24 protein-coding genes are annotated in these 26,371 nt (G+C 65.3%); 11 read left to right on the top strand and 13 right to left on the bottom strand.

The annotated features are described in order from the left end of the window. Positions 1-24: 24 nt before the first annotated feature. A complete protein-coding gene (locus tag M2341_RS02105) occupies positions 25-2,526 on the bottom strand; it encodes a penicillin-binding protein 1A (RefSeq protein WP_264584036.1) in 2,502 nt (833 codons plus the stop codon). Between the two features lie 71 nt (positions 2,527-2,597). Continuing rightward, the gene (locus tag M2341_RS02100; RefSeq protein WP_319801036.1) at positions 2,598-3,503 is read right to left on the bottom strand and encodes an N-acetylmuramoyl-L-alanine amidase; all 906 of its coding nucleotides are present in this window, start codon (positions 3,501-3,503) and stop codon (positions 2,598-2,600) included. Positions 3,504-4,015: 512 nt separating this feature from the next. Here M2341_RS02100 and M2341_RS02095 point away from each other — a divergent pair. The 3 genes from M2341_RS02095 (at position 4,016) to M2341_RS02085 (ending at position 9,032) form a co-directional block, all read left to right on the top strand. After that, positions 4,016-6,703: an Rne/Rng family ribonuclease gene (locus tag M2341_RS02095; protein WP_264584035.1), complete on the top strand. Its 2,688-nt coding sequence runs from the start codon at positions 4,016-4,018 to the stop codon at positions 6,701-6,703. A gap of 89 nt (positions 6,704-6,792) precedes the next feature. Beyond that, positions 6,793-8,217 carry a M48 family metalloprotease gene (locus M2341_RS02090; protein WP_264576846.1) on the top strand — a complete coding sequence of 475 codons (1,425 nt, stop codon included), beginning with the start codon at positions 6,793-6,795 and terminating at the stop codon, positions 8,215-8,217. Between the two features lie 92 nt (positions 8,218-8,309). Next, positions 8,310-9,032, top strand: coding sequence for a DsbA family protein (locus M2341_RS02085; RefSeq protein ID WP_413715684.1), 723 nt, complete (start codon positions 8,310-8,312; stop codon positions 9,030-9,032). Between the two features lie 139 nt (positions 9,033-9,171). Here the strand turns inward: M2341_RS02085 and M2341_RS02080 are convergent, their stop codons facing one another. The 3 genes from M2341_RS02080 to M2341_RS02070 form a co-directional block, all read right to left on the bottom strand. After that, positions 9,172-9,354, bottom strand: coding sequence for a DUF2892 domain-containing protein (locus tag M2341_RS02080; protein WP_264584033.1), 183 nt, complete (start codon positions 9,352-9,354; stop codon positions 9,172-9,174). A 102-nt stretch (positions 9,355-9,456) separates the two neighbouring features. Next, positions 9,457-10,203, bottom strand: a complete 747-nt coding sequence (locus M2341_RS02075) for a glutaminyl-peptide cyclotransferase (RefSeq protein ID WP_264584032.1) — start codon at positions 10,201-10,203, stop codon at positions 9,457-9,459. Beyond that, on the bottom strand, positions 10,200-10,976 hold the full coding sequence (locus M2341_RS02070; RefSeq protein ID WP_264584031.1) for a YgfZ/GcvT domain-containing protein: 777 nt from the start codon (positions 10,974-10,976) through the stop codon (positions 10,200-10,202). The genes M2341_RS02075 and M2341_RS02070 overlap by 4 nt, the downstream gene beginning before the upstream one ends. 49 nt (positions 10,977-11,025) lie before the next feature. Between M2341_RS02070 and M2341_RS02065 the strand changes: the two genes are divergently transcribed. Further along, positions 11,026-12,363, top strand: a complete 1,338-nt coding sequence (locus M2341_RS02065) for a dihydroorotase (protein WP_264584030.1) — start codon at positions 11,026-11,028, stop codon at positions 12,361-12,363. A gap of 29 nt (positions 12,364-12,392) precedes the next feature. Beyond that, positions 12,393-13,145 (top strand): monofunctional biosynthetic peptidoglycan transglycosylase, encoded by a 753-nt coding sequence (gene mtgA / locus M2341_RS02060; protein ID WP_264584029.1) that lies wholly within the window; start codon positions 12,393-12,395, stop codon positions 13,143-13,145. A gap of 114 nt (positions 13,146-13,259) precedes the next feature. On the opposite strand, the gene M2341_RS02055 is transcribed toward mtgA, so the two are convergent. From M2341_RS02055 to M2341_RS02030, 6 genes are all read right to left on the bottom strand, one after another. Further along, positions 13,260-16,583, bottom strand: coding sequence for a TonB-dependent receptor (locus tag M2341_RS02055; protein ID WP_264584028.1), 3,324 nt, complete (start codon positions 16,581-16,583; stop codon positions 13,260-13,262). A 378-nt stretch (positions 16,584-16,961) separates the two neighbouring features. Next, positions 16,962-17,624 carry a phosphatase PAP2 family protein gene (locus M2341_RS02050; protein WP_264584027.1) on the bottom strand — a complete coding sequence of 221 codons (663 nt, stop codon included), beginning with the start codon at positions 17,622-17,624 and terminating at the stop codon, positions 16,962-16,964. An 11-nt stretch (positions 17,625-17,635) separates the two neighbouring features. Then, entirely contained in the window at positions 17,636-19,051 is a 1,416-nt protein-coding gene (gene lpdA / locus M2341_RS02045; protein ID WP_264584026.1) for a dihydrolipoyl dehydrogenase, read from the bottom strand. Further along, complete coding sequence (locus M2341_RS02040; protein WP_264584025.1) at positions 19,044-19,424, bottom strand: endonuclease domain-containing protein; 381 nt, start codon at positions 19,422-19,424, stop codon at positions 19,044-19,046. The genes lpdA and M2341_RS02040 overlap by 8 nt, the downstream gene beginning before the upstream one ends. Before the next feature lie 122 nt (positions 19,425-19,546). Then, on the bottom strand, positions 19,547-19,951 hold the full coding sequence (locus M2341_RS02035; RefSeq protein WP_264584024.1) for an acyl-CoA thioesterase: 405 nt from the start codon (positions 19,949-19,951) through the stop codon (positions 19,547-19,549). 7 nt (positions 19,952-19,958) lie between these two features. Beyond that, positions 19,959-21,272 carry a pyruvate dehydrogenase complex dihydrolipoamide acetyltransferase gene (locus M2341_RS02030; protein ID WP_264576854.1) on the bottom strand — a complete coding sequence of 438 codons (1,314 nt, stop codon included), beginning with the start codon at positions 21,270-21,272 and terminating at the stop codon, positions 19,959-19,961. A gap of 142 nt (positions 21,273-21,414) precedes the next feature. Here M2341_RS02030 and M2341_RS02025 point away from each other — a divergent pair, with 142 nt between their 5' ends. Next, positions 21,415-21,870: a universal stress protein gene (locus tag M2341_RS02025; RefSeq protein ID WP_181561548.1), complete on the top strand. Its 456-nt coding sequence runs from the start codon at positions 21,415-21,417 to the stop codon at positions 21,868-21,870. A 174-nt stretch (positions 21,871-22,044) separates the two neighbouring features. Here M2341_RS02025 and M2341_RS02020 read toward each other — a convergent pair whose 3' ends face one another. Beyond that, complete coding sequence (locus tag M2341_RS02020) at positions 22,045-22,656, bottom strand: superoxide dismutase (protein WP_264584023.1); 612 nt, start codon at positions 22,654-22,656, stop codon at positions 22,045-22,047. Between the two features lie 247 nt (positions 22,657-22,903). Here M2341_RS02020 and M2341_RS02015 point away from each other — a divergent pair, with 247 nt between their 5' ends. After that, on the top strand, positions 22,904-23,467 hold the full coding sequence (locus tag M2341_RS02015) for a urate hydroxylase PuuD (protein WP_264574156.1): 564 nt from the start codon (positions 22,904-22,906) through the stop codon (positions 23,465-23,467). 32 nt (positions 23,468-23,499) lie between these two features. Here the strand turns inward: M2341_RS02015 and pspF are convergent, their stop codons facing one another. Beyond that, a complete protein-coding gene (gene pspF, locus M2341_RS02010) occupies positions 23,500-24,540 on the bottom strand; it encodes a phage shock protein operon transcriptional activator (RefSeq protein ID WP_264584022.1) in 1,041 nt (346 codons plus the stop codon). 182 nt (positions 24,541-24,722) lie between these two features. Between pspF and M2341_RS02005 the strand changes: the two genes are divergently transcribed. From M2341_RS02005 to pspC, 4 genes are all read left to right on the top strand, one after another. Next, entirely contained in the window at positions 24,723-24,899 is a 177-nt protein-coding gene (locus M2341_RS02005; RefSeq protein ID WP_181560860.1) for a hypothetical protein, read from the top strand. A 66-nt stretch (positions 24,900-24,965) separates the two neighbouring features. After that, positions 24,966-25,634 carry a phage shock protein PspA gene (gene pspA, locus M2341_RS02000; RefSeq protein ID WP_181560861.1) on the top strand — a complete coding sequence of 223 codons (669 nt, stop codon included), beginning with the start codon at positions 24,966-24,968 and terminating at the stop codon, positions 25,632-25,634. Positions 25,635-25,637: 3 nt separating this feature from the next. Next, complete coding sequence (gene pspB, locus M2341_RS01995; RefSeq protein WP_181560862.1) at positions 25,638-25,904, top strand: envelope stress response membrane protein PspB; 267 nt, start codon at positions 25,638-25,640, stop codon at positions 25,902-25,904. A gap of 1 nt (position 25,905) precedes the next feature. Then, a complete protein-coding gene (pspC, locus tag M2341_RS01990; protein WP_181560863.1) occupies positions 25,906-26,286 on the top strand; it encodes an envelope stress response membrane protein PspC in 381 nt (126 codons plus the stop codon). The last annotated feature ends 85 nt before the right edge of the window (positions 26,287-26,371 follow it).

Genomic DNA, 26,371 nt, shown 5'->3' with positions numbered 1-26,371 from the left:
GATATAGGTCGCCGCGCCCACGGCTCAATAGATGCCGCCCTGCTCCCCGGCGAAATCACGGCTCACATCGCGGCGGGCCGCGGCGGGCTTGTCCTCGCGCGCGCGCTCTTCCAGCTCATCGCGCCGCATGGAAATGCGCGGCTCGGTTTCCGGCTTGAACGCTTCCCAGATGATCGCGGTGCGCGGATCGTCCGACGGCCAGCCGCCGTAGACGCGCTTGCCGCTGCGCCGGTCGACCCGCACCATGCGGACGCCTGCCGGCGCCACGAACGGCGTCTTGGGCATATCCTTGAGAATGGGCGCCATGGCCGATTTCCAGATCGGCGCCGCCAGCGTGCCGCCCTGGGCATAGCCGCCCATGTTGCGGGGCTGGTCGAAGCCGACATAGACGCCCGCGACGATGTCCGGCGATCCGCCCACGAACCAGACGTTGGTCGGGCCATTGGTCGTGCCGGTCTTGCCGAACAGCGGCCGATCGAGATCGCGCAGGCTAGTCGCGGTGCCGCGCTGGATCACACCTTCGGTGATGTGCACCATCTGATAGGCGGTCATCGGGTTCATCGCCTGCCGACCGCCATGGGCGAAGCGCGGCATGGCCTTGCCGTTCCAGTCATCGGCATTGCAGCCCTGGCAGGGTTTCCAGTTGCGCGGCCAGATCACCTGGCCGTTGCGGTCCTGCACATAATCCATCACCTTGGGGGTGAGCTGGCGGCCGTGATTGGCGAGCATCGCATAGGCATTGACCATCTTCTCGACGGTCGTCTCGCCGGCGCCGAGCGCGAAGGCGAGATAGGGCTGGTAATCGCCAATGCCCATCGCCTTGATGGTGCGGACGACGCGATCCATGCCGGTCTGCGCCGCCGTGCGCACCGTCATCAGGTTGCGCGATTGCTCGATGCCCCAGCGCATCGTCTGCGCGCCACCGCCCCCGCCGGAGAAGTTGCGGAAGCACTTCTGCCCAAGATTGGCGCCCTGCCACACGCAGAAGGGGCCATCGACGATGATCGAGGCGGGCGTCATGCCATTGTCGAGCGCGGCGGCATAGACGAACGGCTTGATGGTCGAGCCGGGCTGCCGCATCGCCTGCGTCACCCGGTTGTAGGAAGACAGGCGCGCATCGAACCCGCCCTGCATGGCGAAGACGCGGCCGGTGTGGACGCCCTCGATCATGAAGCCGCCGGAAACCCCCGGAACATTGCGCAGCGCATAGGCATTGCCTTCGGGCTTCACCGCGATGACATCGCCGGGCTTGAGCGAATCGAAGGTCGGCCGGCCATTGCGCCGGTCCGCGAGCAGGGCCGACGAGCGCGGCAATGTGCCGGTCTGGCCACCGGGCAGGCCGAGCGAGGCGCTGCTGCCGGACTTGCCCAGCACCACCGCGACGGTCCAGTCCGCATAATCGATGCCGAGATTGGACGCGGCGAGCTCGCTTTCCCAGCGATCCAGATTGTCGATCTTCGCGATCGGCCCGGACCAGCCCTTGCCCGAATCATAGCGCAGCAGGCCCTCGCGCAGGGCCCGCGCCGCCTGCTCCTGCATGAAAGGCGAGAGCGGCGAACGCACCCACAGGCCGCCTGCATAGACGCTGTTGGGGCCATGCTCGGCAGCTTCGCCAAACTCGGCGATCAGGCGCCGGCGGATTTCCTCGATATAATAGCCGCCGACAGCACTGTAGCCGCTGCCGCGCTGCCGCACTGCGCCCAGCGGCTGCGCACGCGCTTCCTCATATTGGCCCTGCGTGATGAAGCGGTTGCGCAGCATCTCGCCCAGCACCCAGTTTCGCCGTTCGAGCGCGCGATCCATGTGCACTTCCGGGCGATAGTTCGCCGGCCCTTTGGGCAGGATCGCGAGATAGGCCGCCTCGTGCAGCTTGAGATCGCCCACATCCTTGTCGAAATAGGCGCGCGCCGCAGCCTGCACGCCATAAGCGTTGCGGCCGAGGAAGATCTGGTTGAGGTAAAGTTCGAGGATTTGCTGCTTGGTCAGCACGCTTTCCATGCGCCAGGCGAGGATCGCTTCCTTGAGCTTGCGCGTATAGCTCACCTCATTGCCGACCAGCAGGTTCTTGGCGACCTGCTGGGTGATCGTGGAGGTGCCGCGCGGCGTCTGCCCGCTCATCAGGCCTTGGAATGCGGCGCGGGCGAGCCCCGGATAATCCAGGCCGTGATGGCTGAAGAACGTCCGGTCTTCCGCAGCCAGATAGGCATTCACCAGCATCGGCGGGAAATCGGAATATTGCAGCTGGACGCGGCGCTCGCGGGCGAAGCTGTAGACGGGCTGGCCATCGATATCGCGCACCACCGTCGGCAGCGGCGGCTGGTAATCGAGCAGCGTGCGCGCATCGGGCAGATCGCGCGCAAACAGCAGCCAGAAGAGGAAAATCGCGCCAACGAAGGCCAGCAGCGCATAAGCCAGCCAGCGCCAGCGCCGCCGCTTCATCATGTCGCGCAGGCGCGCGCGCACGGCGTCAAGACGCCCGCCCCGCTGCAACCGGAAGCTCGTCGCTTCGTTTGTCGCTTCTTCCATGCGCGCCACCTAGACCAATTCTGCCGCGTGAGGGAACCGATTTTGCGGCAGGGTGCGCGCAAATCTGGAATTCAGCGCTGCACCGATTGCCGCGCGAAATAGACCGAGACGGCGGCGGCAACGCCCTTGGCCAGTTGCAACCGCCCATCGCGCGTCGCCATCCAGCCGGCCTCGGCATTGTTGCTGACATAGCCGGTTTCCAGCAGCACCGAGGGCGTATCGGCCGATTTGAGCACGACCAGCGAGGCCTGCCGGTGATAGGGCGTGCGGAAGCGGAAATGCGGCAGCCCCTCGCGATGCAGAATCTCGGCAAAGCGCGCCGAGGATTCCATCGTGTCCCGCCGGGTCAGATCGATCAGGATCGAGCTGACCGCCGTGCTGGCGCCCGAGAGGTCCACGCCATTGATGATATCCGTGCGGTTCTCGCGCGCCGCCAGCCGCGCCGCCTCGCGGTCGGACGCGACATCGGACAGCGTATACACGGTGGCGCCCCGCGCCTCCCCGTCTTGCGCGGCGTCCGCGTGAATCGAAATAAACAGTCCGGCGCCCAGCTTGCTGGCGATGCTGTAGCGCTCCTGCAGGATGAGGAAGCGATCGTCCGACCGGGTCAGCGCAACGCGGATGCGGCCGGTCTTGAGCAGTTCATCCCGCACGGCCTGCGCGATGGCCAGAGTCAGATCTTTCTCGCGAATATCGAGGCTGGCATTATAGGCGCCGGGATCGTGCCCGCCATGGCCGGCGTCAATCACCACCAGCGGACGGCGTGGGTCTTTCGGCCCTTCGATCGTCGGCAGGGGCACGGCCGGCGCAGCATCCGGAATGCGCACGACAAGGCGCGGCCCCTTGGGCGGGCGGCTCATATGGTTTGTGAGGTCGCCAGCGCCGGACGCAGGCGCCCAAGCCACAGGCACCTGCCCCCCGTCCGACGGCGCGGCAAGGATCAGCACAAGAGCAGAAAATGCGGTCAACAGGGCCATGGAAGGCGACTTTTGCCGCCCACGCGCCGCCAGCGCCAGCCAAAAGTTAACCGGCCGGCAAGGCTCTTGCGTGCAGGGTGCCGCCGCGCTGGCAAGCGGCCTGGCTTGGTCTGGCAGCGCGGGGCCTTCTGCTTTTCCACGTTGCTCTGCGGAGCAAGCCCTGCTAGCGCTTCGTTCTCCCGGACAACCCGCTGTGCCCGACTGGCGCGCGGTGGGGATTTTTCCGGTTAATCATCGCCTTCTGGGCGATCCGACAGGTTGATGTTGCATGGGGCATGGCTTGATGAGCTTGGAGCGCGCGAAAGCGGGCCTTCAGCCGCGAGCACTGTTCAAGCCGGTATCCGCAGGACGCGGACATGCCCAGGCGACAGACACGCAATCCTTTTTTGAAAACCGGGGTTTTCAGCGCCGCTGCCGTGTCGACACGACACGCAAGAGCGCGCCCCCCTACATGACACCGGGTCGCCATCCCCGCTTGCGGCGCATGGCGATGACCGGCTGGAGAGACTTTAATGACAATGCGTATGCTGATCGATGCGCGCCACCGGGAAGAGACCCGGGTCGCGGTCGTAACGGGGAACCGGATCGAGGAGTTTGATTTCGAGAGCGCTGAACACAAGCAGCTCAAGGGCAATATCTATCTCGCCAAGGTTACCAGAGTCGAACCCTCGCTGCAGGCGGCGTTCGTCGATTACGGTGGCAATCGCCACGGCTTCCTCGCCTTCTCGGAAATCCACCCGGATTATTACCAGATCCCCCGCGAGGACCGTGAGGCGCTGCTGGCTGAAGAAGCCGCGCACGCCGCCGAAGAAGCCGCCCTGCGCGGCGATGTCGACGACGAGGATGATCATGGCGAGGACGGCGTAGAAGTCGTCGAGCGCCCCAATCTCGACGAAGACGAAGAGAGCGAAGGCGAAGCGCCGGCCCGCAAGCAGAACGGCAAGGGCAATGAGCAGGCCGCCGAGGAAGTGCGCCGCAAGCGCATGGCCCTGCGCCGTCGCTACAAGATTCAGGACGTCATCAAGCGCCGCCAGGTGCTGCTCGTCCAGATCGTGAAGGAAGAGCGCGGCAACAAGGGTGCGGCGCTGACCACCTATCTCAGCCTCGCCGGCCGCTATTGCGTGCTGATGCCCAACACCAGCCACGGCGGCGGCATCTCGCGCAAGATCAGCAACGGTGCGGATCGCAAGCGGTTGAAGTCCATCATCGCCGAAATGAAGCTGCCCAACACCATGGGCTGCATCGTGCGCACGGCGGGCCTCTCGCGCACCAAGACCGAGATCAAGCGCGACTTCGACTATCTCGCCCGCCTGTGGGACGAGATTCGCGAGAACACGCTCAGGGCCGCCGCGCCGGAGCTGATCCACAATGACAGCGATCTCATCAAGCGCGCCATCCGCGACATCTATCACCGCGATATCGAGGAAGTGATCGTCGAGGGCGATGAAGGCTATCGCCAGGCGAAGGACTTCATGAAGCTGCTGATGCCGAGCCATGCCCGGCGCGTGAAGCAATATGCCGATCCGGTCTCGCTGTTCCAGCGCTTCGGGGTCGAGGACCAGCTCGCCGCGATGTATAATCCGGTCGTGCAGCTCAAGTCCGGCGGCTATCTGGTGATCAACCCGACCGAGGCGCTAGTCTCCATCGATATCAACTCGGGCCGCTCGACGCGCGAGCACAGTATCGAGCAGACCGCCACGGCCACTAATCTGGAAGCTGCGCGCGAGATCGCCCGCCAGTTGCGCCTGCGCGACATGGCCGGCCTCGTCGTCATCGACTTCATCGACATGGAGCACAACTCCAACATCCGTAAGGTCGAGAAGGCGATGAAGGAGGCGCTCAAGGACGATCGCGCCCGCATCCAGGTCGGCCGCATTTCCGGCTTCGGCCTCATGGAAATGAGCCGCCAGCGCCTGCGCACCGGCGTGCTGGAAGCCTCGACCCGGCCCTGCCCGCATTGCGAAGGCACCGGTCTCGTCCGCACGGCATCGTCGGCCGGCCTCTCGGCCCTGCGCATGCTGGAAGAGGAAGCCGCGCGCGGTCGTGGCAGCCAGATCACCCTGCGCGCCAGCCAGGAAGCGGCTTTCTACGTGCTCAACAACAAGCGCCGCGAACTCGATGAAATCGAGAACCGCTATGGCGTGACCATCCTCATCCTGCCCGATGGCGAGATCGAGGGCGCCCGCATGTCGGTCGAGGCCAGTGGCCCGCGCCCGACCATGCAGGTCAGCTATGCCCCCGTCATCACCGAAGAGGTGGAGGACGAAGAGGACGAGATCGACGACATCGAGGAAGAGGAAGAGGTCGCTGAAGAGCGCCAGCCTCGCGCAGACGACGAAGGTGGCGAGGGACGCAAGCGCAAGCGTCGCCGTCGTGGTCGCCGTGGCCGGCGTGACCGGGACGACCAGTCGCCGCAGGACAGCGATGGCGCTGCGTCCGACGAGGATGACGACGCGCAGGCCGATGCCGATGAGCGCGATGACGAGCAGGCCGAAGCCGGTCCGTCCGAATCGAGCGAGGCCGAAGGGTCTGACGAGGCACCGCGTCGCGGTCGCCGTGGTCGCCGTGGTGGTCGTCGCCGGCGGGGCGGACAGAGCGACGGTGCAGACAATGGCGCCGAAGCCAGCGAAGGCGAGACGGGCGACGCAGCAGACGCCGCGCCGGTCGCATCGGTGGACGCTGCCGAGGCAGTGCAGGAGACGGCCGAGCCCGCATCGCCCGAGCCTGCTGCCGACGCGGAAGAAGCGCCTGCGCCCAAGCGCCGTCGTCGCACCCGCAAGGCTGCCGAAACCACGGACGAAGCCGTGACGGTCGAAGTCTCGCCGGAACTGGCCGAGACCCCGACCGCCGAAGCGCCTGCTGCTGAAGCACCGACCGAGGCCGCCGACGAGGCACCGGTACCCAAGCGCCGCACGCGTCGCAAGACGACCAAGGCTGCGGAAACGCCCGCCGCGACCGAGGGTGAAGCCCAGCCCGAAGCTGAGGCAAGCACCGAGGCGGCAGAAGAGGCGCCCAAGGCCGCCGCCAAGCCGCGCGCGCGTCGCAAGCCCAAGACCGTCGAGGCCGCTACCGAGGCGCGTGAGACGCTGGTCGCGGATGCCGCCGACACGGCAACGGACTCTGACGCGCCGGCGCAAGCCGATGGCGACAGCGGCGAAACGCCCCGTCGCGGCTGGTGGCAGCGCACGTTCGGCGCGTGACGCACACCGCCCTGCGGTCTGAGAACCGGCATGATGGATCGTCCGATCCGTCATGCCGGGTTCAGGCTCGCCGGGCTAAGGGGCCGGTCATGGATCGGCCGCTCTCCCCTCCCCGGCAGCTTGCCGGCCAGCTCAAACCCCATCATGCCCGTGAGGCGGCTGTCGCGCCCTGGCTGATCGGCCGCCTTCTCGCCGTTCTTGCGCTGCTGAGCCTGCTCGCCGCGCAGCCCGCGCTGGCCCAGTCCGTCCTGCGCGATGCCGAAACCGAAGCGCTGATGCGCGATGCCTCCGTCCCGATCATCCGGGCCGCCGGGCTCGATGAGCGCAATGTGCAGATGCTGGTGATCAACGATCCCAGCCTCAACGCCTTCGTCGCGGGTGGGCAGATCGTCTGGTTCCACAGCGGCCTGATCGCGGAGGCTGACGATCTCAATCAGGTGCAGGGCGTGATGGCCCACGAGCTCGGCCATATCGAGGGCGGCCACATCGTGCGCTTTGCAGATGGCGCGCGGGAAGCCACCGGCATCCAGCTCGTCTCGCTGCTGCTCGGTGCGGCGGCGATGGCAGCGGGCGGGGGCGAGGCCGGCATGGGCATCATGGCGGCGGGTCAACAGGCCGCGATGGGTCGCTTCCTCACCTTCACGCGCACGCAGGAATCGAGCGCGGACGCCGCCGGCGCGCGCTATCTCAAGGCCGCCGGCATCAGCGGCAAGGGCAGCATCGCCTTCTTCCAGAAGCTGCAGAATCTGGAATATCGGCTCTACGTGCCGCAGGACACCTATGTCCGCACCCACCCGCTCTCGCGCGACCGCATCTCGGCCCTGACGGCGCTGTATGAGAATGATCCGGCCTGGAACAAGCCCACCGATCCGGCGCTGGAAGCCCGCTTCCAGCGTGTGCGCGCCAAGCTGATCGGCTTCGTCAGCGAGCCGGAAAAGACCCTCAAGCTTTATCCGCCCTCGGACCAGAGCCTGCCCGCCCATTATGCGCGGGCCTATGCCTATCATAAGAGCGCCTTTACCGAGAAAGCGCTGGCGGAAGTCGATACCCTGCTCAAGGCCGCGCCGCACGACCCCTATTTTCTGGAGCTGCAAGGGCAGGTCATGCTCGAATCCGGCAAGCCCGCCGATGCCATCCCGCCGCTGCGCGAGGCCGTGCAGCGCACCAATGGCGAGCCGCTGATCGCCGCGATGCTCGGCCATGCCCTCGTTGCGACCGAGGATGACAGCCATCTCGATGAGGCCGAGCGCGTGCTGCGCAACACGGTCGCGCGGGATCGGCAGAATCCGTTCGCCTGGTATTCGCTCGGCGTCGTCTACCAGCGCAAGGGCGACACCGCCCGCGCCGCGCTCGCCACGGCCGAGCGCTACTCGATGGAAGGGCAGGACGCGCTCGCCCTGCGCCATGCCGATGTGGCACTGGCCGGCATCCAGCCCAATTCACCCGATTATCTGCGGGCGCAGGACATTGCGATGGCCAGCCGCGCCGCCATGGAAAGGACACGAAAGAAATGACGAACAAGGCAGGCGCGGGCGCGCTGTTCCGCGCAGCCGGGGTGATCATGTCCGCGCTAGGCACCCGCACCGGCGAGCGCAAGCGCGGGCGGATGGTGATGCCGGCTTTGGCCGTTGCGCTGCTCGCCGGCGGCGCGGCGGTAACCTATGCTGCGACCAATCAAAGCCCGGCCCTGCCGACGGCGGACCGCGCCGCCATCGAATCGGTGGTGCGCGACTATATCCTCGAGCATCCCGAGATCATCCCGCAGGCGATGGAACGGCTGAAGGCCAAGCAGACCGCCGGCACCGTCGATCAGAACCGGTCCGCGCTGGAAACGCCCTATCCGGGCGCATGGGAAGGCGCGGCCCAGCCCAAGGTCACCCTTGTTGCGTTCATGGACTATGCCTGCGGCTATTGCCGCGCCGCGCTGCCGCATATCGAGGAACTGGTGAAGGCCAATCCCGATCTGCGCGTCGTCTATCGCGAACTGCCGATCATTGCCGATGGCAGTGCCAATGCGGCGAAGGTCAGCCTGCTGGCCGCCAGCGAGAACAAGTTCATGGCTTTTCACAAGGCGATGTACGCGGCCGGCGGCGTCTCCTCGGATGCCATTCTCAAGGCCGCGCGCACGGCGGGGCTGGATGCCGACAAGGCGAAGGCAGCCATCGCGGCCAAGGGCGGCGACGATGAGTTCATGAGCAACATCCGCCTCGCCCAGGCCCTCGGCGCCGAGGGCACGCCTTTATTCGTGGTGGGCGATCAGGTGTTCAACGGCCTGGTCGGCACCGAGACGCTACAGGCTGCCGTGGACAAGGCGCGCACCAAGGGCTGATTGACCGGAACGGCTCAGTCGGCGCCGTTGAACATTCCCGGCCGAACATTGGAGGCCCCCTCCGCTGCCAAGAGGGGGCCTCCCTTTGCACTGGCCTCCAATGCCCGGACGGTGGGACGAGAGGCGCGCAAAGTGACGGTCAGGACTTGGTCCCGATTCCGATCAGTGCGTAGAGCGGGCAGAAGCTGACGAACGCGGTGAGCAGCGGCACCAGGCCGATCCAACCCCACGGCGTTCGCGGGCCGACAAAGACGAGCGCGATCAGCCCGAGGCCAATCAGGATCCGGATGGTCCGGTCCAGTCGTCCGATGTTCGCAGCCATGGCCACAGCCCTCTCACCATTTCATCTGATGGTGATGCTAGGCGGGTCGCGGGCGCCTCACCTTGATGAAGATCAAACAGGCGCGATCTCAGTCCTTCAGGCTCAGTCCTGCAGGCGCAGCGCGTAGATTTTGGGCCAGTTCTTGCCGGTGACGTAGAGAAGCTGCGCCTTGGCATCCCACGCGATGCCGTTCAGCACCCCTTCCCCGCTCGCGCTCATATTCTTCGCCACCAGCGGTTGCAGGTTGATCCAGTCGTCGATCTTGCCGGTGGCCGGATCGATGCGGGCAATGAGCGGCGAGAACCAGATGTTGGCGTAGAGAACATCGTCGACCTGCTCCAGCTCGTTGAGAAAGCGCATGGGCTCGCCTTCCCATGTGACGGTGACGCGGCGCTGCTCCTTGTAGCTCTCGGGATCGAGAAAGCGCAGGTCCGGCGTGCCGTCGCTCATGATCAGCGCGTGGCCATCATGGGTGAGGCCCCAGCCCTCGCCCGTGTAGCGGAACGAGCCGATCGGCTTCAAATCCTTGCGGTTCCAGACGAAGCCGGTCTCGTCCTTCCAGGTGATGCTGACGATCCGGTCACCCCAGATCGTGCTGCCCTCGCCAAAGACATCGGCGCGCATGGGCCGCCGCTGCAGGATCTTGCCGTCACTCAGCCGCATGATCCGCAAGTCAGACTCGCCGACCTGGCCGGTGGTTTCGTAGATCAGCTCGCCATGGATGGTGAGGCCTTGGGTGAAGGCTTTGGTATCATGCGGCAGTTCGCGCACGATCTCCCATTTGATCTCCGCCTGCGCTGGCCCCGCGCTGAAGACGAGGACGAAGAGCGAGACCAGCAGCCGCTTCATTCGGCGTCTTCCGCGAGCGCGTCGGCCTGCCAGTCCGGCAGCGTGAGTCCCTCAAGCGAATCGACCGGGCGATGATCCACCGCGAGCCCCAAAGCCGGATAGGCGATGCGCAGCCGGGCCGGGTCGGACCGGTCAAGCGGCACCACCACGAGCCGCCGGTTCACCTTGTTCCGATAGTGCATCCGCGCGGTATTCTCCTGCCCGACATAGCAGCCCTTGCCATAATCCACGCCGTGCAGCTCTTCCGCGTTGCACTCCAGCCAGAGCGTCTTGTCCTCGCCCAACTCCGCCACACCCTCCGGCACGCCCTGAGCCAGCCGATGCGCGCGACAGAAGTCCGAAGCGTCGCCCTCCCTCGCTGGGGCCAGCCACCGCCACCCCAGCGCGGCGAGCCGGGGGTCGGCGGATGCCCCCTCGACCGGATCGGCAGACCAGTGGGCAGCAAGCCCCTCCTCGATGCCGATGGTGACGGGGCGGCGCAGCCGGTACAGCGTCAGCCTGCGGGCCAGAGCCTCGGCCCACGATGCCTCGCAATCGATCAGCACATCCTCGCCGCTCGCCGCATCGGCCCAGAGCAGCATATCGTAGAGTGCCTTGCCCTGCGGCGTGAGCAGTCCGGCATAACGCGGCGCGCCCGGCTGGAGGCTCAGCACATCCTGGGTGAGCAGACCCTGGAGGAACGGCCGCGCCTCCGCCCCGCCGACACGAAGGATGGCCCGATCGCGCAGCGTGGTTGCGAGGGGCGGCGTGGCAAGGGGGGTGGTGGCGGACATGCGCTTTAGGTAGGGGGAGAGGAGCACCAAGCCAAGAGAGGTTCGCGCGATGGCCCAGACATTCGACCTGCTGCTGAAAGGCGGCACCGTCCACCTCCCGAGCGGCCCGGCACCCGTGGACGTGGGCGTCAATGCCGGCAGGATCGCGGCGATCGGCACCAGCCTTGGCGATGCGGGCGAAACGATCGACTGCGCCGGCCTCGACGTGCTGCCGGGCGTGATCGACAGCCAGGTCCATTTCCGCGAGCCCGGGCTGGAGCATAAGGAAGATCTCGAATCGGGCAGCCGGGCCGCGGTGCTGGGCGGCGTCACCGCCGTGTTCGAGATGCCGAACACCAATCCGAACACAGACACTGCCGAGCGCGTGGCCGACAAGCTCAAGCGCGCCCATCACCGCATGTGGTGCGACCATGCCTTTTATGTGGGCGCCACCGGCGACAATGCCGAGCAGCTCGGCGAGCTGGAGCGCATTCCCGGCACGGCGGGCGTGAAGATCTTCATGGGCGCCTCGACCGGCAGCCTGCTGGTCGCCGAGGACGAGGCCCTCGCGCGGGTGCTCGCCCATGGCCGCCGCCGTGTCGCCGTCCATTGCGAGGACGAGGCGCGGATGAACGCGAGGCTGGATGAGCGGATCGAGGGCGATCCGGCCAGCCACCCGGTCTGGCGCGACGATGAAAGCGCGATGATGGCCACCCGCCGCATCGTGAAGCTGGCGCGCGAGGCCGGGCGCCGCATCCACGTGCTGCACGTCACCACACCCGCCGAGCTGGAATTTCTGAGCCAGCACAAGGATGTCGCGACCTGCGAGGTGACGCCGCAGCACCTCACGCTGGCGGGCGAGGACGCCTATCCGCGCCTCGGCACCTATGCGCAGATGAACCCGCCGATCCGCAGCGCCGCGCACCGTGACGGACTGTGGCACTGGGTCGGCCAGGGCGTGCCCGACGTGCTCGGCTCCGACCACGCGCCGCATACCAAGGAAGAAAAAGCCAAGACCTACCCGGCGAGCCCGAGCGGTATGCCCGGCGTGCAGACTTTGGTGCCGCTACTGCTCGATCATGTCGCGAACGGTCGCCTGACGCTCCAGCGCTTTATCGATCTGACCAGCGCCGGGCCGCAGCGCATTTTCGGTCTGGTCGGTAAGGGCCGCATCGCGACCGGCTATGACGCCGACTTCACCGTCGTCGACCTCAAGGCGCGCTGGACGATGGGCGCGGACTGGATGGCCTCGCGCTGCGGCTGGTCGCCGTTTGAGGGCATGAGCGTGACCGGCCGACCGGTCGGCACCATCGTGCGCGGCCATCGGGTGATGTGGGACAACCAGCTCGCCAATGAGGCGGTGGGCGAACCGGTGCGCTTCGAGGCGACCGAGTTCCCCGGCCACTGAGGCGAAGGCAAAAGGGGGAAGGCGGGGCGATGGCGACAACGCGCAGCACCACGAGACGCAAGGCGCCGCGGCGCAAGGGCCTGCGCTTTCCCGGCAATCCCACCAGCCTGCCGGGCAAGCTGTTCCGCTGGCTGCTGATGCTCATCCTCGCCTTCATCGGCATCTCGTTGCTGCAGGTGCTGGTCTATAAAGTCGTGCCGGTGCCGGTGACGATCACCATGCTGATGGACAAGAACGGCATCACCAAGGACTGGACGCCGCTGTCGGACATCGATCCGGACATGCCGCGTGCCGCCATTGCGGGCGAGGACGCCAAATTCTGCCAGCATCACGGCTTCGACACCGATGCCATCCGGCAGGCCATGCAACAGAACGCACGCGGCGGGCGCATTCGCGGCGGCTCCACGATCAGCCAGCAGACCGCCAAGAATGTGTTTCTCTGGCAGGGCGGCGGCTTCTTCCGCAAGGGGCTGGAGGCCTGGTACACAGTGCTGATCGAGGCGATCTGGGGCAAGCGCCGGATCATGGAAGTCTATCTCAACGTCGCCGAGACGGGCATCGGCACCTACGGCGTGCAGGCCGGCGCAATCCGCTACTTCAACCATGGCGCAGACAGGATGAGCCGCACCGAGGCCGCCCGCATCGCGGCGGTCCTCCCCCTGCCCAAAAAGCGCGGCGCGGTGGCCCCGACCGGCTTCACCCGCCGCCACGGCAACAACATCGCCCGCTGGATCGGCCATGTGAAAGCCGATGGACTGGATGCCTGTCTGGGTCTGAACTGAGCGGGCACAAGCAGAGCCCGTTTGCGGGGTCAGGAGATTTTGCAAACAAGTCGGACAACAAAAAGGGCAGAGGCATCGCTGCCCCCGCCCTTTTCGATCTTTATCCCACTCCGATCAGAAGCTGAAGCGCGCACCCAGGCGGATCGCGTACAGCGACGATCCGTTGGTCGTCACCAGCTCGTCCGCCAGCACCGTGTCGCTGCTCGGCTGCTCATACTTATACTGAGCACAGCTGTTGGCGCCCACTGCCACGCAGCTCACCTTCGCAACGGTCTTGCGGAAGGGGAAGCTCGACCGAAGCTGCTGGCCCCATTTGTGGTTGAGCAGGTTCGTGAAGTTCTCGATGTCCGCGAAGAGCGCGAAGCGCGTGCCCAGCGGCAGCGGCAGTTCCTGCTCCACATGAAGGTCGATGCGCGTGAACGCCTTCGAGCGGAAGGCATTGCGCGGCGCAACCTGCCCGCGATAGCCTGCCAGCCCAGAGGACTGGATGATGCTGTCGATCCGCGTTGCCGTCGCCGCACTATCATAGATGACCTTCGGGTCGTTCACGCCGGTCGGCACGTAGAACAGATAGCGCTGTGCACTGCCGGCCGTGCCGAACACACCCGAGCGGCCGCCCGAGAGATCCTGCATTGTGTAGCTGTACCGGGCACCGGCACGGGTCGAGCCGAACAGGTCGATGCGCGTCTTGTAATCCCCGAAGAACGCGCGCTCGAACGACGCATTGTAGCGGAAGGCCCAAGTCACTTCGTCGTTCGAATGGCCAGGCCCGCTCAGATTGGCGTCATAAGCGGCGGTGTTGCCGTAGATCGAGCTTGCCTGAGATGACGTGAGCGAGGTGTCGTCACGCACGTCCTGCCGGGTATAGGCACCGCCGAGCGTCAGGCCCCAGTCCCAGCTCTTCTCGGCGCGCAGGACGCCGATCCAGCCGCGACCATAATCGGTGTTGGTCAGGAGCAGGTCCTGGCCGGTATCGTTCGCGTTGCCGATCTTGCTGGTGTAGCGCTGACGGCCGTCCGGCGTGAGCGAGCCTGCAACGGGGATCGACCGCAGATCGATGACCTTCACCTGCGAACGCACTTTCGAATACAGCACATCGGCGCCGAAGCGCCAGCCGTCGCCGAGCGGACCCAGATCGGCCTCATAGTCCGCCGACAAGGTCGCGCGGAATTGGTTGGGCGCCTTGAAGTTCGGATCGATCGCATTGATCGACGTGGTCGCGTTCGGATTCGCAGACAGACCGTTGGCTGCGGCGACCACCGCAGTGTTGGCAGCAGCGGGAATGTTTGTGAACGACGGGTTGTTGAGGATGGAGGACGCGTTTGCGCTGTTGGCGCCGCTCGCGGAACCGTTAAGCTGGTATATGCCGCCGTCCGTCTGGCGCGCCGTGATCGACGTGTTGATCACCCCGGTGTTGGAGAAAGAGTTGCCGATATAAACGTCCGGCGATCCGCCACCAAAGATGCCGCCACCACCGCGAATGGTGAGGCGCGGCGTTGCCTTGTAGGTGAAGCCAAGGCGGGGCTGCAGCAGGTCGATGCCACTGATGTTGCTGTTATTCGAGAAGCCGTAGCGCGGGTAGAAGTTGGGGTTTACCGCCGCAGTGCTCTTCATCCCGAACACATCCCAGCGCAGACCGACGCCGACCGAGAGCGTCTCGTTCACGCGCCAATCGTCCTGCAGACCGAAGGTGTACACATTGTAGGAGAAGCTGGCGGCGGCATCCGCGGGATTGAGCGAAGCCGCGTTGTTGTAGCTGAAGCTCTGCGCCGTGCCGGCCTGGAAGTCGGCGATCGAGTCGAAATAATAGGTGCCCGCCGACGGATTGACGAACATGTTGAAGGACTTGGTGTGATTCCATTCCGCAAGAGCGCGGAGGTTGTGGTCACCCGCCTTCAGCTTGGCGGAAACGGACCCGCCCCAGCTCTTGATGTTCAGCACATTCGACTGGCTGGGGCCACCGGCACCCAGGACGAACTGCGGTGTCCCGGTGGGGCAGACGATGCTGGCCGCGGTCGTGGTAGCGCCATTCGTCGTGCGATCCGAGGTCGGCGCCGCGCAGACCGACATCTGGGCGCTACGGCCCATCAACGGAAACTGGCCGCTGTCATAGGTCTTGTAGAGCGCGCGGGTTTCGGTTGAGAAGGTCTCGGACCAGTCGGCATTCCACGCGAGGATGCCGGCCTTCAGCTCGTTGGGCTTGCGATAGGCGTTGGATTCCAGCCCCAGATCACGGGTGCCGGTGGTCGTGCTGACGTTCAGCTCGTCCTTAGTATAGAGGCCGGTGAGCGAGACGCGCTGCGTTTCGGAAAGGTTAGCGTCCAGCTTGCCGACGATCCGGTCGTCCTTGTCGCCATCCGTGCGGAGGAGGCCGCCGGCGTCGTAGTTGTAACGGCTCTGCGCGATGCCCACGATCTGCTGCAGGGCTGCATTCGTCGCGCCGATGACCGGCGTGCCAGCATTGTCTTCCTGCGTACCGAAGGCCACCGGGCGGGCAGCGCGCACGCGCTCGGCGGAGACCATGAAGAACAGCTTGTCCTTGATGATCGGCCCCGAGAGGGTGGCGCCAAAGTCCTTGCTGGTGAAATCGGGCTGCGTGACCCGACCCGCGGTGTTGAGGATGTAGGGCTTGGTCCGCTTCCCGGTCAGCTCGTCCGAGCTGAAGGTGAAGAAGGCCGTCCCATGGAATTCGTTGGTGCCCGACTTGAGGATCGCGTTCGAGACGCCGCCCTGGAAGAAGCCTTCGCGGATATCGTACGGCGCAACCTTGGTTTCGAACTGCCCGATGGAATCGAGCGGAACCGGGCCACGACGTGACGGCAGCGCATCCGGGTTGAGGCCGAAGCTGTCGGTGACCGGAACGCCGTCCACGGTGAAGCGGTTGAAGCGGGGATTCTGTCCGGCGAACGAAACCTGGCGGCCCGTCGTCTGGCTGGTGTCGAGCGTCGCAAACGGGTCGCGCGCGGCAATGTCGCGGATATCGCGATTGACCGAAGCGATCTTGCCGATCTGCTCAGCGGTCATGACCATGGCGGGGCCCTGTGACACGTTGCCCGCGCCGCGGATGGCCGATGCGGTCACGACGATGGCGTCGCCCGAGGCCATCTCGATCGGCAGCGTGAAGGACTGGCCAACGACCGTGTACACGTCCGTCACGCGGACATCTTCGAAGCCCGATGCGGCGACCTCAACCGTGTAAGGCCCACCAATGCGCAGGCCGCTGGTCGAAAAGCTGCCGTCGGCGCCCGTCGTGGTGCGCGAGACGGTGCCCGAGGGGACGTGCGTCACGGTGACGGCGGCGCCGGCGACCGGCGCGCCTTCCGCCGTGACCGTACCGCGCACGGACGAGGTGGTTTCCTGCGCATGGGCAGGGCTGAGCGCCACGCAGGTGGCGATGCTCGCGGCCGAGGCAGCGAGGAAGAAGCGGAAGTTGCGCATCGAAGATCCCCTTTAGATCATCACGAAAACTGGTCTTGAGCCGTCCTGATCACGGCTGCCTTCACCCCTCTGGGCTCGGACACATCCTCTCGCCTGGTCTGCGATCTTTATGTCATCGCCCGTGTCTGTCGGACGTGACTCAATTATGACGATGGCGGGTTCATACTGGCGACCTGCCCAGTCTCGCCATTGCGAAATGAGCGGTATGTATCCGGAAAAAGGAGGAAAATTCTCGAAGCCGCTCCTAATTCGGCAATAAAATCGCGCGATATCAATGACATATTGTGCAGTGCGGCATCCATGCAACGCTCGCGCAGAATCTTGCCATAAGATGAACGGATCGCCGGCCCGATCGACCGTCTGGGCTGCCGGCGGGGCTCAGTCGCGCGAGATGACCGGCCGCTGCAGAAGCGGACCCCACCAGGGCAGGATGAAAAGCACGAGCAGCAGCCAGATCAGGCCGACCGCCCAGCCGCCCGCCACATCGCTCGGCCAGTGCACGCCGAGCCACACCCGGCTGGCCCCCGTGGCGAGGATCATCGCGGCGCAGATCCATGTCACCACCCGGCTTCGCGCCAGCAGCGCGATCGCACCATAGAGCGCCATCGTACCTGCCGCATGGCCGCTGGGGAAGCTGGTGCCCACGGTCTCGATCACGCTCGTCGGCATATAGGGGATCATCATCATCGGGCGCGGCGCGTTGAAGCCGAGCTTCACCACCCCGATGACGAGCGCGGTCCCCACGCCCGCGACCAGCAGCGGGATCAAGCGTTCGGGATGCCCCAGCTTGATGAAGACCAGCCCCACCGCCAGCACGATCAACGTGCGACCGCCCACCGCGCCCAGCCGGTCCAGCGCCACCGCGCCATGCGTCACCAGCCCCGCACCGCGCACGCCGTGCAGCTTGCCCGCCAGTCCCATCAGCCGCTCATCAATGGGCGCGAACAGGCCGGTGGGCTGGAGGAATCCGATGGCCGCGACCAGCAACGCCAGGCCGAGCGCAAAACTGAGCGCGACGCCCGGAGTTGGCAGTTGCCGCATCCGCCTTTGGATCAGATGTGGAGCGCCCGCCCATAAGCGGCCAGCACGCTCTCGTGCATGGATTCGCTGATAGTCGGGTGCGGGAAGACCGTCTGCATGAAGTCCTGCTCCACCAGCTCGGCGGTCTTGCCGATGGTGTAGCCCTGGATCATCTCGGTCACCTCAGCGCCGACCATATGCGCGCCGAGCAGCTCGCCGGTCTTGGCGTCGAACACAGTCTTCACGAAGCCTTCCGCCTCGCCGAGCGCGATCGCCTTGCCATTGCCGATGAACGGGAAGGTGCCGACCTTGACGGTATAGCCCGCGTCCTTGGCCTTCGCCTCGGTCAGACCCACGGAGGCGACCTGCGGCTGGCAATAGGTGCAGCCCGGAATGTTGAGCGGGTCCATCTCATGCGGGTGGACATCCTTGTTGCCCAGCGCCTGCGCAATCGCCTCGGCGGCGGTCACGCCCTCATGGCTGGCCTTGTGCGCCAGCCATGGCGGCGCGGTGACATCGCCGATCGCCCAGATGCCATCCACGCCGGTGCGGCACAGGCCATCGGTCTTGATATGGCCGCGCTCCAGCGTGACGCCCAGCGCCTCCAGCCCGATATTCTCGGTGTTCGGCACGATGCCGATGGCGACGATGCAATGGCTGAACTCGCTGGTCTCGCTCTTGCCATCCTTGCCCTTGATGGCGGCGGTGACGCCCTTGTCGCTGGCCTTGAGGCTCTCCAGCGAGGCGCCGGTGACGATCTTCATGCCACGCTTCACCAGCTGCTTTTCAAGGAACGCCGAAACGTCCTTGTCCTCGACGGGTACGATGCGATCCATCATCTCGACCACGGTCACATCCGCGCCCATGTCGTTATAGAAGCTCGCGAACTCGATGCCGATGGCGCCCGAGCCGATGACCAGCAGCTTGCCCGGCATTTCCGGCGGGGTCATCGCGGTGCGATAGGTCCAGATGCGCTTGCCGTCGGCCGGCGCGAACGGAAGGTCGCGTGCCCGCGCACCGGTCGCCACGATAATGTGCTTGGCCGCCAGATCGGTCTTCTTGCCGTCCTTGTCCGTGACCGAGAGCTTGCCCTTGCCGGTGATCGTACCCGTGCCCATGTGCACGGCGACCTTGTTCTTCTTCATCAAGTGCGTGACGCCGGCATTGAGCTGCTTGGCAACACCGCGCGAGCGCTTCACCACCGCCTCAATGTCCGCGCTGATCTTCTCGGCGGCCAGGCCATAATCCTTGGCGTGGCTCATATAATGGAAGATCTCGGCCGAGCGCAGCAGCGCCTTGGTCGGGATGCAGCCCCAGTTAAGGCAGATACCGCCGAGCAGCTCGCGCTCCACAATGGCCGTCTTGAGGCCAAGCTGGCTCGCGCGGATCGCCGCGACATAGCCGCCGGGGCCGGAACCGAGAACGATGACGTCATAGGATTCAGACACGAAATGCTCCATCCATGATGCCCTCTCCCCTTGAGGGAGAGGGAGGGGCCCGCCGCGCAGCGGTGGGAGGGTGAGGGGTTTTCAACGCCGCAGATATCGCTTCGAGCGTTCCCTGCAAGTTGGTTTGAATATCATGATTCCAAAACCGCAGCACAATGTAGCCGCGCTCATTGAGCCAAGCCGTGCGAGCGGCATCGGACGGGCTTTCCGCGTGCTGACCGCCATCGACCTCGAGAATTAGCCGCCGCTCCGGGCAGACAAAATCGGCGATGAAGGGGCCGATCGGTTGCTGCCTTCGAAATTTGAGACCTAGCTGGCCCCTCCGGAGCGCTTTCCAGAGCAGGCGTTCCGCGTCGGTCAGATCGCGACGCAAACGCTTCGCTTGGATCAGAGTGCTTGTGCTGTAGCCTGGCACCCCTCACCCTCCCACCGCTTTGCGGCGGGTCCCTCCCTCTCCCTCAAGGGGAGAGGGGAAAAACGAAGCGCCTGGAACCATCACGCCTCCGCAACCATCGGCGGCACCCTGCGAGGGCGGCGCACTTCGTCGATGGCGACGAAGATGAACCGGGCCTGCGTGACCTTGTAGGTTTCCTCGCTGTGCCGCGCGCGGCGCCAGGCTTCGACCTCAATGGTCATCGACGTGCTGCCCACCTTTACGAGCGTCGCGAAGACGGAGACCTCGTCCCCCACCAGCACCGGGCGGTGGAACTGCATGCCTTCCACGGCGATGGTGACAGCCCGGCCCTTGCTGTGCCGCGAGGCGACAAGCGCCGCCGCCATATCCATCTGGCCCATCAGCCAGCCGCCGAAAATGTCCCCATAGGGATTGGCATCCGCCGGCATCGCGGTGATCCGCGTGGCGGGCGCACCTTCCGGCAGGACATCCTCGTCAGCGGCCATGGTGCGCTTACGCCACCAGACCCAGCGGCGCCTCTACCAGTTCCTTGAACACCTTCATGAGCTCCGCGCCGTCCGCACCATCGATCGCGCGATGATCGAAGCTGCCGGTGGCGGACATGACGGTCGCGATGCCAAGCGCATCGTCGATCACATAGGGCCGCTTCTCGCCAGCGCCGATCGCCATGATCATCGCCTGCGGCGGATTGATCACTGCCTCGAACTGCTTGATGCCCATCATGCCCATGTTGGAGAGGCTGGCGGTGCCGCCGGTGAACTCTTCCGGCTTGAGCTTGCCTTCCTTGGCGCGGGTGGCGAGGTCTTTCATCGCGGTCGAGATGGCCGAGACGGACTTGGCGCCGGCATCGGTGATGATCGGCGTGATCAGTCCGCCCTCGATGGACACGGCCACCGAGATGTCGGCTCGGCTGAACTTGAGCAACTGGTCGCCGGCGAACTGCACATTGCACTTGGGCACGGCGATCAGCGCCTTGGCCAGCGCCTTGATGAGCAGATCGTTGACCGAGAGCTTCACGCCCTGCGATTCGAGCGCCTTGTTCAACTCGCCACGCAGCTTGAGCAGCGCATCAAGGCGCACATCCACGGTGAGGTAGATGTGCGGCACCTGCTGCTTCGATTCGGTGAGGCGGCGCGCAATGGTCTTGCGCATGTTGGAGAGCTTCTCGACCTCGTGCGGAATCCCGAAATCCTGCGCGGTCGCGGCCACAGGCGCAGGCGCGGCCGGAGCCGACGCTGCGGGCGCCGCTGAGGGGCTCGCGGCGGGCTTTGGCGCGGTGCTGCCGGGCTTCACGCCCTCCAGATCGGCCTTCACGATACGGCCATTGGGACCAGTACCGGAAACCGCGGCCAGATCGATGCCGCTGTTCGTGGCGATGCGGCGGGCAAGCGGGCTGGCCTTGACGCGATCGCCAGAGGAGGCAGCGACCGGCGCGGCAGTCGATTTCGCGACTTCCGGCTCCGGCTTGGGGGCGCTGGCGGCTTCCGGCTTCTTCTCCGGAGCGGCGTCGGCCTTGGGTGCGGGCTTGGCTGCAGCGGGGGCATCGCCGCTCGGCACCTCCTCGCCTTCCTCGACCAGAACCGCGATGACGGTGCCGACCTTCACATTGTCGGTCCCTTCGGCGACGAGGATCTTGCCGACGACCCCTTCGTCCACGGCTTCAAATTCCATGGTGGCCTTGTCGGTCTCGATTTCGGCGAGCAGATCGCCGGACGAGACGGTGTCGCCTTCCTTCACGAGCCATTTCGAAAGCGTGCCTTCCTCCATGGTCGGCGAGAGGGCGGGCATCTGGATATTGATCGCCATGGGGGCCAGGCTTTCCTGTTTTTCGGGTTGGACAATCACCGGCCACCTTCACGCTTTGCCCGTCGGGGTCAAGGCCATCCCTTGCATCCAGACCGAATTTCCCGCACCTACCGAGCCGGTTTCTTCGGGGGAGCAGGCGATGATGCGGACTTATCTCGTCGTGGTGGACGAAAGCAGCGAGGCGGAATCGGCCCTGCTGTTCGCCGCGCGCCGCGCTGCCAAGACGGGCGGCGGCGTGCATATGCTGGCGCTCGTGCCCAAGACCGAGTTCGTCCAATGGGGCGCCGTGCAGGCGACGATGGAGGAGGAAGCGCGCGCCCGCGCCGAGGCTCTCGCGGCCAGTGCCGCCGGCACGCTGATGGCAGAAGCCGGCATCCAGCCCGCGATCACGGTGAAGGTCGGCGATCCCGTGGCATCGGTGAAAGAGATGCTGGCCTCGGGCGAAACGGTCGCCGCGCTCGTGCTCGGCGCGGCACCCAAGGGCGCGCCCGGCCCGCTGGTGGCGCACTTTGCCGGCAATGATGCCGGCACCCTCCCCTGCCCGGTGATGATCATCCCCGGATCGCTGAGCCGCGAGGATATCGAGCGGCTGAGTTAGGTCGGCCATTGTGGCCCTACGGCGTGTTCCTGCGAAAGCAGGAACCCAGGGCGCAACTGACAGATCTTACCGCCCTAGGCTCCTGCCTTCGCAGGAGCACTGTTAATTTCATTACGACAATGAAAAAGGGGCCGACTTTCGCCAGCCCCTCCTTCAAAATCCAACGCGGCGGGTTCAGCCCGGCTGGTTGGCCCGCTCGGCGCCATTGCCGTCCAGATTCTCGGCGACGAACGCCCAGTTGACGTGCTTCTTGAGGATCGTGTCCGCGAAGTTGGGGCGCGCGTTGCGATAATCGATGTAATAGGCGTGTTCCCACACATCGAGGATGAACAGCGGCGTATCGCCATGCGCCACCGGGCAATCGGCGTCGTGATAGCTGGTCACTTCCAGCTTACCATCCTTGAGGATGAGGGCGGCCCAGCCGCTGGCGAAGTGGCCGACGGCTTCCGCCTTCAGCTTCTCGATCAGCGCGTCGGTCGAGCCGAAGCCTTCGTTGATGAGATCGGCCAGCTTGCCGCTGGGCTCCTGCCTCTCGGGCGAGAGGCACTGCCAGAAGAAGCTGTGGTTCCAGATCTGGCCGACCTGGTTGAACAGCCCGCCCTTGGAGGACTTGATCAGCTCGACCAGCGACTTGCCCTGCAGGGCCGGATCAGCGGCAACCAGCTCATTGGCCTTCGTCACATAGGCATTGTGGTGCTTGCCGTGGTGATAGTCGAAGGTCTCGGCCGACATGTCATCGCCAAAGGCGGTCTTGGCATAGGGAAGGTCGGGCAGTGTGAATGCCATGGCGCTAATCTCCTCTTGGTGCATTAAAGTCGTTCTGCAGGCGAAACGCGCAGGCGCGCGATTCGTGTCGGTTGCCCGCAGCAGATGGCGCGTAGACCGGCAGCTTTCCAGTCATCTCTCCCGATCAGCGCCAAATATAATTTCGATATGACAGCGGCGCGACTTTGGCATAGCCTGTGCGATGGCCGATAACCGGCTTTAGGGGAGGGTGCAGTCAAAGCACCCGGCAAACGACTGGGGGAGCATCATGACGAAACTGTTCGGCAATCTGCATCTCGTCCTGCTGATCGGGGTTATTCTGACCCTGGCTGTCATTTACGGCATTGGCCCGAATGGCGAATCCGTCTCCGCCGCCTTGCGCTGGCTGCACACCTTCTTCGGCATTTTGTGGATCGGCCTGCTCTATTACTTCAACTTCGTGCAGATCCCGACCATGCCCAAGGTCCCGGCAGAGCTGAAACCGGGCGTCTCCAAGTTCATCGCGCCCTCCGCGCTGTTTTTCTTCCGCTGGGCCGCGGCGCTGACCGTGCTGACCGGTCTGCTGGTGGCATGGCGCACCGGCTATCTGCACGAGGCGTTCGCGTTCAAGGCGCCCTATCAACTGATCGGTCTGGGCATGTGGCTCGCCGTGATCATGGCGATCAACGTGTGGTTCGTGATCTGGCCGGCGCAGAAGAAGGCGCTGGGGCTGGTGGCCGCCGACGATGCGACCAAAGCCAGCGCCGCCACCCGCGCGATGATCTTCAGCCGCACCAACACGCTGCTGTCGATCCCGATGCTCTACTGCATGGTCAACTTCAACGGCGGTTGACCGGCCGGCGCCCTGCGCGAGGCGCAAGTGCCTCAAAGCAGGGCGTGTTTCTTCAGGCAGTGCCGCAACTGGTCGTAGGAGAGCCCGATCGCCTTGGCCGTGGCGCGCTGGTTGAAGCGGTGGCGCTGGAGGGCATGGCGCAGGATCGCAGCCTCATGCGCGTCGACAGCGCCGCGAAAGTCGGCGACATCGTCCAGCGCGATCAGCAATCGCCCGTCCTCGACCGCGCCACCCTCGGAAGGACCGGCGGCAGGCGCCGCGCTGGCGGCAGCGGGTTTTCCCGGCATCGGCTGCGGCTTCCATGGCGAGGCGAACGGATCGAGCTGGATCTCGTCGATCGGCCGATCCGGATCGGGCCAGCGATACACGGCGCGCTCGACCACATTGCGCAGCTCGCGCACATTGCCGGGCCAGCGATAGGCGTTGAGCGCCGTCATCATCCGCTTGGAAAAGCCCGGCCATGACGACCAGCCGCATTCCGATGCCATCTTGCGCCCGAAATGCTCGACCAGAACGTCGACATCGCCCTCGCGCCCGCGCAGAGGCGGCAGGGTAATCACCTCGAAGCTCAGCCGGTCGAGCAGGTCGGCCCGGAACCGCCCGGCTTCCACGGCATCGGGCAGATGCTCGTTGGTCGCCCCGACGATCCGCACATCAACATTGAGCGGCCGCGAACTGCCGATGCGCGTCACTTCGCCATATTCCACGGCGCGCAGCAGCCGCTCCTGCGCCGCCATGGAGAGCGTGCCCAGTTCATCGAGGAACAATGTGCCGCCATCGGCCTCCTCGAAGCGACCGGCCCGCGCCCGTGTCGCGCCGGTGAAGGCGCCGGCCTCATGGCCGAACAGCTCGGCCTCGATCAGCGTCTCGGGCAAGGCGGCGCAGTTCATGATGATGAGCGGCCCATCCCAGCGCTGGGAAAGGCGATGGATGCGCTCGGCGATCAGCTCCTTGCCAGTACCCCGCTCGCCGATGACCAGCACCGGGCGGTTGAGGTCAGCCGCACGGCCGGCCTGCTCGACCGCATCCAGAAAGGCGAGGGATTCCCCGACAAAATGCGTCGTCTTTTCCATTCCCAACTTTTAGGGATATTTCCCAACTCATTGCAACAAACAATGCTTCGCGCCCACCTCGATCAAGAAGAAATTGGCGAAAATCCGGGCTTCTCAGAAATTGGCACGCCCCCTGCATTGCATTGGGCAATCCGCCAATGAGCGGGATTTGAAGGCCTAACCAGGATCAGGAAGAGACCGCCATGTTGAACACAATCGACCGCTTCGGTGCTCAGACCGCCGCAGCATGTCTTACCCTTATTTTCAGCGCCATCATGGTGATCGGCGCTGTCGGCCCTGCTGTCACCGGCAACCCTGCCGCCACGACTGCAGCGGCTCTGGACAACACACCGGACAAGCCGTCACAATCCCTTGTGTGACGGCTTCAAGGTCGGGGCAGCACACCCCCGCTGCCCCGACCGAACCGCCTCAGTTGGAGTATGTACATGAGTATTTTCTCTCGCACCCGGGACATCATTGCCGCCAACGTGACCGATCTGCTCGATCGCGCCGAGGACCCGGCCAAGATGATCCGCATGATCATCCTCGAAATGGAGGAGACGCTGGTCGAGGTGCGTGCATCGGCAGCGCGGACCATCGCCGACCAGAAGGAGATGCGCCGCCACATCGCCAAGCTCGATGCCCTGCAGGAAAGCTGGGTCGAGAAGGCGCAGCTCGCCCTCTCCAAGGATCGCGAAGACCTTGCCAAGGCCGCGCTGGTCGAGAAGCAGAAGGCCGGCGACATGGCCGAGCAGCTGCGCGGGCAGATTGCCATGCTGGATGAGGCGCTGGCCGCATCCGAAGAAGACATCGCCAAGCTGCAGGCCAAGCTGCGCGAGGCGCGTGTCCGGCAGAACAGCCTCGTCGCCCGCATGGAGAGTGCACAGACGCGCCGGCGTGCGCGCGAGATGTACAATGGCGAGCGCGTGCAGGATGCCTTTTCCCGCTTCGAACTGCTGGAGCGCCGGGTCGATCTGGCCGAAGGCGAGGCCGATGCCATGGGTCTGGGCGGTCAGCCCAAGACGCTGGAGCAGGAGATCGCCGAACTTCAGTCCGCCGACAAGGTGGAAGCCGAACTCGCGGCGCTCAAGGCCGCGCAAGCCAGGAAGGATTGATCCATGGAGGACGTCTTTCTGCCCATCGTCATCTGCGGCATGCTGTTCATCGGCATGCCGTGGCTGATCTTCCACTATGTCACCAAGTGGAAGCAGGCGCCCAAGATCACCGATGAGGACGAACGGCTGCTCGATGAGATGCACATGCTCGCCCGTCGCCTGGAGGAGCGCCTCCAGACGGTCGAGCGGATCATCGCCGCCGATAATCCCGATTTCCGTCCAGCCCGCCCGAGCGCGAGCGACGATCCCTATTTCGACAGGAGGAACTGAGATGTCCGCCCGCCGCACCAAATTCTACCTCGACAAGAAAAATGCCAAAGCCATGGGCGTGTGCGCCGGCATTGCCGACTATATGGGCATCGACGTGCTCTGGGTCCGCATTGGCGCCGTGCTCGTGACGCTGGCTGGCGGCTTCCCCTGGACGGTGATCGCCTATCTGCTCGCCGCATGGATGGCCGAGCCCAAGCCGACCGGCCTCTACGCCGACCGGGAAGACGAGCGCTTCTGGCAGGGCGTGCGCACCAATCCGGCGCGCTCCACCCGCGATGTGCGCAGCAAGTTCCGCGACATCGACCGGCGCCTGTCCGACATCGAGACCTTCTACACCAGCCGCAACACCCGGCTTGCCGACGAGATCGACAGCCTGCGCTGACAGGACGCGCGATGCGAATGAGAGGCGCAACAGCGCTCGATTACAGGGAAATTTGAACCATGGATCCTATCACCGCAGACGCCGT

Source organism: Sphingobium sp. B7D2B, assembly GCF_025961895.1.
Classification (GTDB): Bacteria; Pseudomonadota; Alphaproteobacteria; order Sphingomonadales; family Sphingomonadaceae; genus Sphingobium.
Note: the sequence above shows the minus strand (reverse complement) of the source record. Positions and strands in the feature narration are given on the sequence as shown.

Excerpts from the sequence above, each read along its gene's own strand:
- M2341_RS02065 (WP_264584030.1), top strand. The coding sequence starts at position 11,026 with ATGGCCCAGACATTCGACCTGCTGCTGAAAGGCGGCACCGTCCACCTC.
- M2341_RS02005 (WP_181560860.1), top strand. The coding sequence starts at position 24,723 with ATGTTGAACACAATCGACCGCTTCGGTGCTCAGACCGCCGCAGCATGT.
- mtgA (WP_264584029.1), top strand. The coding sequence starts at position 12,393 with ATGGCGACAACGCGCAGCACCACGAGACGCAAGGCGCCGCGGCGCAAG.
- pspF (WP_264584022.1), bottom strand. The coding sequence starts at position 24,540 with ATGGAAAAGACGACGCATTTTGTCGGGGAATCCCTCGCCTTTCTGGAT.
- M2341_RS02085 (WP_413715684.1), top strand. The coding sequence starts at position 8,310 with ATGGTGATGCCGGCTTTGGCCGTTGCGCTGCTCGCCGGCGGCGCGGCG.
- M2341_RS02025 (WP_181561548.1), top strand. The coding sequence starts at position 21,415 with ATGCGGACTTATCTCGTCGTGGTGGACGAAAGCAGCGAGGCGGAATCG.
- M2341_RS02070 (WP_264584031.1), bottom strand. The coding sequence starts at position 10,976 with ATGTCCGCCACCACCCCCCTTGCCACGCCGCCCCTCGCAACCACGCTG.
- M2341_RS02100 (WP_319801036.1), bottom strand. The coding sequence starts at position 3,503 with ATGGCCCTGTTGACCGCATTTTCTGCTCTTGTGCTGATCCTTGCCGCG.
- M2341_RS02050 (WP_264584027.1), bottom strand. The coding sequence starts at position 17,624 with ATGCGGCAACTGCCAACTCCGGGCGTCGCGCTCAGTTTTGCGCTCGGC.
- M2341_RS02030 (WP_264576854.1), bottom strand. The coding sequence starts at position 21,272 with ATGGCGATCAATATCCAGATGCCCGCCCTCTCGCCGACCATGGAGGAA.
- M2341_RS02080 (WP_264584033.1), bottom strand. The coding sequence starts at position 9,354 with ATGGCTGCGAACATCGGACGACTGGACCGGACCATCCGGATCCTGATT.
- M2341_RS02055 (WP_264584028.1), bottom strand. The coding sequence starts at position 16,583 with ATGCGCAACTTCCGCTTCTTCCTCGCTGCCTCGGCCGCGAGCATCGCC.
- pspA (WP_181560861.1), top strand. The coding sequence starts at position 24,966 with ATGAGTATTTTCTCTCGCACCCGGGACATCATTGCCGCCAACGTGACC.
- M2341_RS02105 (WP_264584036.1), bottom strand. The coding sequence starts at position 2,526 with ATGGAAGAAGCGACAAACGAAGCGACGAGCTTCCGGTTGCAGCGGGGC.
- pspC (WP_181560863.1), top strand. The coding sequence starts at position 25,906 with ATGTCCGCCCGCCGCACCAAATTCTACCTCGACAAGAAAAATGCCAAA.
- M2341_RS02095 (WP_264584035.1), top strand. The coding sequence starts at position 4,016 with ATGACAATGCGTATGCTGATCGATGCGCGCCACCGGGAAGAGACCCGG.
- pspB (WP_181560862.1), top strand. The coding sequence starts at position 25,638 with ATGGAGGACGTCTTTCTGCCCATCGTCATCTGCGGCATGCTGTTCATC.
- M2341_RS02035 (WP_264584024.1), bottom strand. The coding sequence starts at position 19,951 with ATGGCCGCTGACGAGGATGTCCTGCCGGAAGGTGCGCCCGCCACGCGG.
- M2341_RS02015 (WP_264574156.1), top strand. The coding sequence starts at position 22,904 with ATGACGAAACTGTTCGGCAATCTGCATCTCGTCCTGCTGATCGGGGTT.
- M2341_RS02075 (WP_264584032.1), bottom strand. The coding sequence starts at position 10,203 with ATGAAGCGGCTGCTGGTCTCGCTCTTCGTCCTCGTCTTCAGCGCGGGG.
- M2341_RS02090 (WP_264576846.1), top strand. The coding sequence starts at position 6,793 with ATGGATCGGCCGCTCTCCCCTCCCCGGCAGCTTGCCGGCCAGCTCAAA.
- M2341_RS02020 (WP_264584023.1), bottom strand. The coding sequence starts at position 22,656 with ATGGCATTCACACTGCCCGACCTTCCCTATGCCAAGACCGCCTTTGGC.